This window comes from Paracoccus sp. PAMC 22219, from assembly GCF_000787695.1.
Lineage (GTDB): Bacteria > Pseudomonadota > Alphaproteobacteria > Rhodobacterales > Rhodobacteraceae > Paracoccus.
In genome coordinates this window covers 1-3929 of record NZ_BBPH01000261.1, presented here as the reverse complement: position 1 = coordinate 3929, position 3929 = coordinate 1, and the positions used below count along the sequence as shown (strand labels likewise).

General features: G+C 74.7%; 7 protein-coding genes. 6 read left to right on the top strand and 1 reads right to left on the bottom strand.

The window, feature by feature from the left end:
* The 4 genes from TY51_RS19900 to TY51_RS19890 all read left to right on the top strand — a co-directional run.
* On the top strand, nt 1-443 hold a 443-nt coding region (locus tag TY51_RS19900; protein ID WP_042253089.1), incomplete at its 5' end, for an ATP-binding protein.
* 8 nt (nt 444-451) lie between these two features.
* Nucleotides 452-763: a hypothetical protein gene (locus TY51_RS19895; protein WP_197054852.1), complete on the top strand. Its 312-nt coding sequence runs from the start codon at nt 452-454 to the stop codon at nt 761-763.
* On the top strand, nt 730-1158 hold the full coding sequence (locus TY51_RS22355) for a hypothetical protein (protein WP_156118146.1): 429 nt from the start codon (nt 730-732) through the stop codon (nt 1156-1158). The genes TY51_RS19895 and TY51_RS22355 overlap by 34 nt, the downstream gene beginning before the upstream one ends.
* Nucleotides 1151-1393 carry a hypothetical protein gene (locus tag TY51_RS19890; protein WP_042253085.1) on the top strand — a complete coding sequence of 81 codons (243 nt, stop codon included), beginning with the start codon at nt 1151-1153 and terminating at the stop codon, nt 1391-1393. The genes TY51_RS22355 and TY51_RS19890 overlap by 8 nt, the downstream gene beginning before the upstream one ends.
* 29 nt (nt 1394-1422) lie before the next feature.
* On the opposite strand, the gene TY51_RS19885 is transcribed toward TY51_RS19890, so the two are convergent.
* A complete protein-coding gene (locus TY51_RS19885; RefSeq protein ID WP_042253083.1) occupies nt 1423-1719 on the bottom strand; it encodes a helix-turn-helix domain-containing protein in 297 nt (98 codons plus the stop codon).
* Nucleotides 1720-1978: 259 nt separating this feature from the next.
* Between TY51_RS19885 and TY51_RS20640 the strand changes: the two genes are divergently transcribed.
* Nucleotides 1979-3169 (top strand): hypothetical protein, encoded by a 1191-nt coding sequence (locus TY51_RS20640; protein ID WP_052650514.1) that lies wholly within the window; start codon nt 1979-1981, stop codon nt 3167-3169.
* A gap of 49 nt (nt 3170-3218) precedes the next feature.
* Nucleotides 3219-3713, top strand: coding sequence for a hypothetical protein (locus TY51_RS19875; RefSeq protein ID WP_042253080.1), 495 nt, complete (start codon nt 3219-3221; stop codon nt 3711-3713).
* Nucleotides 3714-3929 lie beyond the last annotated feature (216 nt).

Below are 3929 nucleotides of genomic sequence, written 5' to 3'. Positions count from 1 at the left end.
TGCTGTTCCTGGACGAGCTGGACGCCGCCGGCAGCCGCGGCTCCGACGACCGGCACGCCTCGACCTACCGCGCGCAGGTCATCGCCGGGCTCCTGGAACAGCTCGATGGAGTGCTGGGTCTCGAGGGGGTGCTGGTGCTGGCCGCAACCAACGACCCGGGCGCCATCGATCCGGCCCTGCGCCGTCCTGGCAGGCTCGACCGCACGCTGGCCCTGCGGCTGCCCGGCCGCGCGGGCCTCCACGCGATCCTCACCCGGCAGCTAGGTGACGCGCTGCCCCCCGAGGCGTTGGACGATCTGTCCCGTCGCGCCATCGGCCAGAGCCCGGCCGAGATCGACGCCGCCCTGCGCGAGGCCCGCAGCCTGGCCCGTGCCGCCGGCCGCGGGATCACCGCCGTCGGCATTGCCGGCGCCTGGGTCTCGGCCCCGAGGCGCCGGGCCTGATGCGCCGGATGGCGGTTCACGAGGCGGGCCATGCCGTGGCCTTCCACCGCCTGCGCCAGGCCGAGGTCCTCGCCGGCCGCATCACCGCGGCGCGGATCGGTGCGACGGGCGGCCTCGTCGCCATCGAGGAGCAGGCCGGCACCCCGACACGCGTGGGCCTGGAGGCGCGGATCACCTGCCGGCTGGCCGGGCGCGCGGCCGAGGCGCTGGTCCTCGGCGCCCCGGCACCGGCGCCGGGGGCGATGCCGGCAGCGACCTGGCGCTGGCGACCGGGCTCGCGCTGCAGTTGGAGCTGTCCTGGGGCCTCGGCGGGGGCCTGACCTGGCACGCCAACCCGATGGCGCGGCTGGCGACCGATCCGCATCTGCGCGACCGCGTCGAGGCGCATCTCCAGCGTGGCCATGGCCGCGCCACGGTGCTCCTGAAGGAGAGCCGGCCGCTCCTCGACGCGCTGGCAGCACGCCTTGAGGCGGAACGGGTGATCGAGGGCGATCCATTCGAGGACCCAACGATCGCAGTTGCCATCACTGCGGACGAGGGGTCGCGGACCGATGGAGAGAACCCGTCACCGGCGCCGTCAGCACCGTCAGCACCAACAGCCAGAACGCGGACGGTGACGGATGGCGACACGCCGTCTGCGACCGGTGATGGCGGATCGGCCGGGTCCGTTCCGCAGCCCCCCGTTCCCGGCACGGGAGGGTCACCCGATGTCTGAGGAGGTCCCCGACCCTGCCCTGCTGCGGGGCACCCTCGTCGATGCGCTGGACGAGGCCGCAGTCCTGCGCGACCTTCTCGGGCTGGTCTTCTGGGCCGCCGAGGCGGTGCCCGGTCCCAAGACGGCGCCGCTCACCCGCGGCGCGCTCCTGGCCCTCGACCGGCTCGACCTGCTGGTCGGTCACCTGGAAACGGCGCGAGCGCACATTGCCGCGTCACCGAAGGATACCCGGTGATGGAAGGCCGTGCCGCAGGAACGCCTGCCTCAGTCCTTGGCAATCCGACCGGAAGCGTCGCCGGCCACTTGGTCGCCCCCCACTTCGCCCTCCACCTCGGCCTCCGCCTCGGCGATCATCTGCGCCAAGGGCAGGCCCAGGACGTCGGCAATGTCGGCCATCGTGCCCAGGGAGGGCTGGTGACGGCAGGTCTCGAGCAGCGAGATGTAGCGCGGGCTGAGGCCCACCTCGTGGGCGAGGCCCTCCTGCGTGAACCCCGCCGCACGACGGTGATGGCGCAGGACGGCGGCGAAGGCGGTGAGCAGAGGGTCGGCATGTTCGGTCATTCCGATCCTAGACGCGCAAGAACCCGAGTCGTGCGCGAGAGAGATTCATGAGACCAGCCTGCCCCCTACCATCGCGCCGCTGCGCCGAACCGCGTGCCTCGCCCGCACCGTGCAAGCCCATCAGGGTCTGAGGCTCGCGCCCCGCGCGCGGCCATACCCATCCATCACTCCCCGGTCGCCCTGTCGATCACCCCGCCGATCCCTCCCGCCGCGCGGCCTGTCGCGCGCGCCCGTTCCCTGCTGCGCCCCGAGGCCCGCCATGATCCACCTGACACAGACCCGCCCGACACCGACGCGTTTGGCGTCGAACCGCCTGTCCCTGCCCGCCCTTCTGCTCGGCAACACGCTGGCCGCCATCTGCATGCTCCCGGCACCTGCCTTGCCCGCACCCGTCCCGGCGGCCCCCGTCCCGGTCGACGCCCCGGCGCTGCCGGCGGGCCGGGGCATGACGCGGGCGGACACGTCAGAGGCGACCGGCGCGCTGACCGGACCGCTGGTCGACGCGGCCGCGGAGGGGCTCGGCGCGGAGCTGGCGCAAGGTGTTGAGGCGCTCAGCGACCCCGAGGCGATCCTGGCGCATTGCCGGGCGCGGATCGCCGCGACCCGCGCGCCGGCCGGGGCACCGCTGGCCGCGGCCGCGCTGTCGGCCTGCGAGGCCCGCGTGGCCGTTCCTCTGCGCGCGGCGGTCGAGGCGGTGATCGCCCGCGACCTCGCCGCCCTCGAGGCCGCGCCGGAGACGCTGGACGGGCTCCTGGCCACCGACGGCTATGCGCTGGCGCCCCGGATCGAGGCTTGGCTGAGCCGCAGCGAGGACGCCGAGGCGCTGGCGCCGCTGCGGGACACCCTGGCCGAGGCCCGCGCCGCGATGGCGGCCCGGCGCGAGGCGGTGATCGCCGCGGAAGCCCGCACGCTGGACGCGCGCATCGCCGCGCTGGACCCGGACCGTGACGACCGCGACGCCCTGCCCGACTGCGCGGTCTATGACCGGGGCACGCGCTGGACGGCGCCGCTCCTCGGCCGGTGCCGCCAGGCGCGGGCCACCTTCGAGGCGCGGCGGACCGAGATCCGCTGCCAGCACCTCTTCGCGGCGGCCGAGGCGCCGGAGGCGCTGCAGGCCGCACAGATGGACCTCGGCGGCGGCGAGACCGTGGCGCTGCGCATCCTCGCCTGCGAATGGGGGTTGGGGGCCGCGCTTGACGCCCGCAGCGGCCTCTTCTCCAAGCCCCGGCACGACCTGACCCTGCAGATCGGCACGGAGGACGCGCCCTTGGCGCTGACCGGTCGGCTGCAGGCGCCAGAGGCCGGCGCACCAGGCGGCGACGCCGGCGATGACACCTGGCGCCTGACGGGCATCACCGTGACGCCCGGGCGGTTGGCCGAGGGGCTCGATCCCGACGCGCCCGCCACCCTGCGCCGCTGTCTCGGCGATCCCGCCTCCTGCACCGAATGACCCAGACCATTACTTGCCCATCACCCGACACCGCTAATGGAGAGCCCAAATGAAGACGCCCCCGATCCTGGCCGCCGCGCTGACCCTGTCCGCTGTCCTCGCCCTGCCCGGCCCCGTGCGGGCCGAACCCTACCTCGGCCGCTGCCACATGGGCGAGTGCCTGCATTACGACCAGGTCTCGCGCAGCGTGATCGGCACCGGCAGCGCGGCTGTGCCGGGCGATCTGGTCCTCGTCGCCCTCCGGAGCGCCGTCTCGGACCGCGCCGACGCAGACCCCGCCACGCTTGCTTGGGAGGCGCCCGCCCCGGTGCAGGTCTTCTGCGCCAAGGACCGCCCGGCCTACCGCCTGGCCGACGGCGCCTACCAAAGCCTCGACCTGGTCACCCCCGCCGGCGCCACCACGCTGGTCACCGCGATCTATCTCCACGCCTGCCACCCTGGCGCGGAGATCTCCGACGACCCCTTCGCCGCCGCGCGCGCCTTGGGCTACAAAGCGACCCCCATGGTGGTCCATGCCGATCTCGACGCGCTGACCCGGCGCTGAGCGCGCCCCGACCCGGCGGCGCATGCCGCGCCGCCGGGCCCTCATTCCCGAAGGATCGGACCCGTGACCCTGCCTCCCCGCCCCCTGCTCATCGCCGCCGCCCTGGCCGTCCCCGCCCTCGGCGCGGTCCTCCTCCTTCCCGCCAGCGGGTCCCTCGGCGCCGCCGACCGCCGCCTGATCGACCGGTGGGACGAGACCGTCGAGACCTGCTTCGAC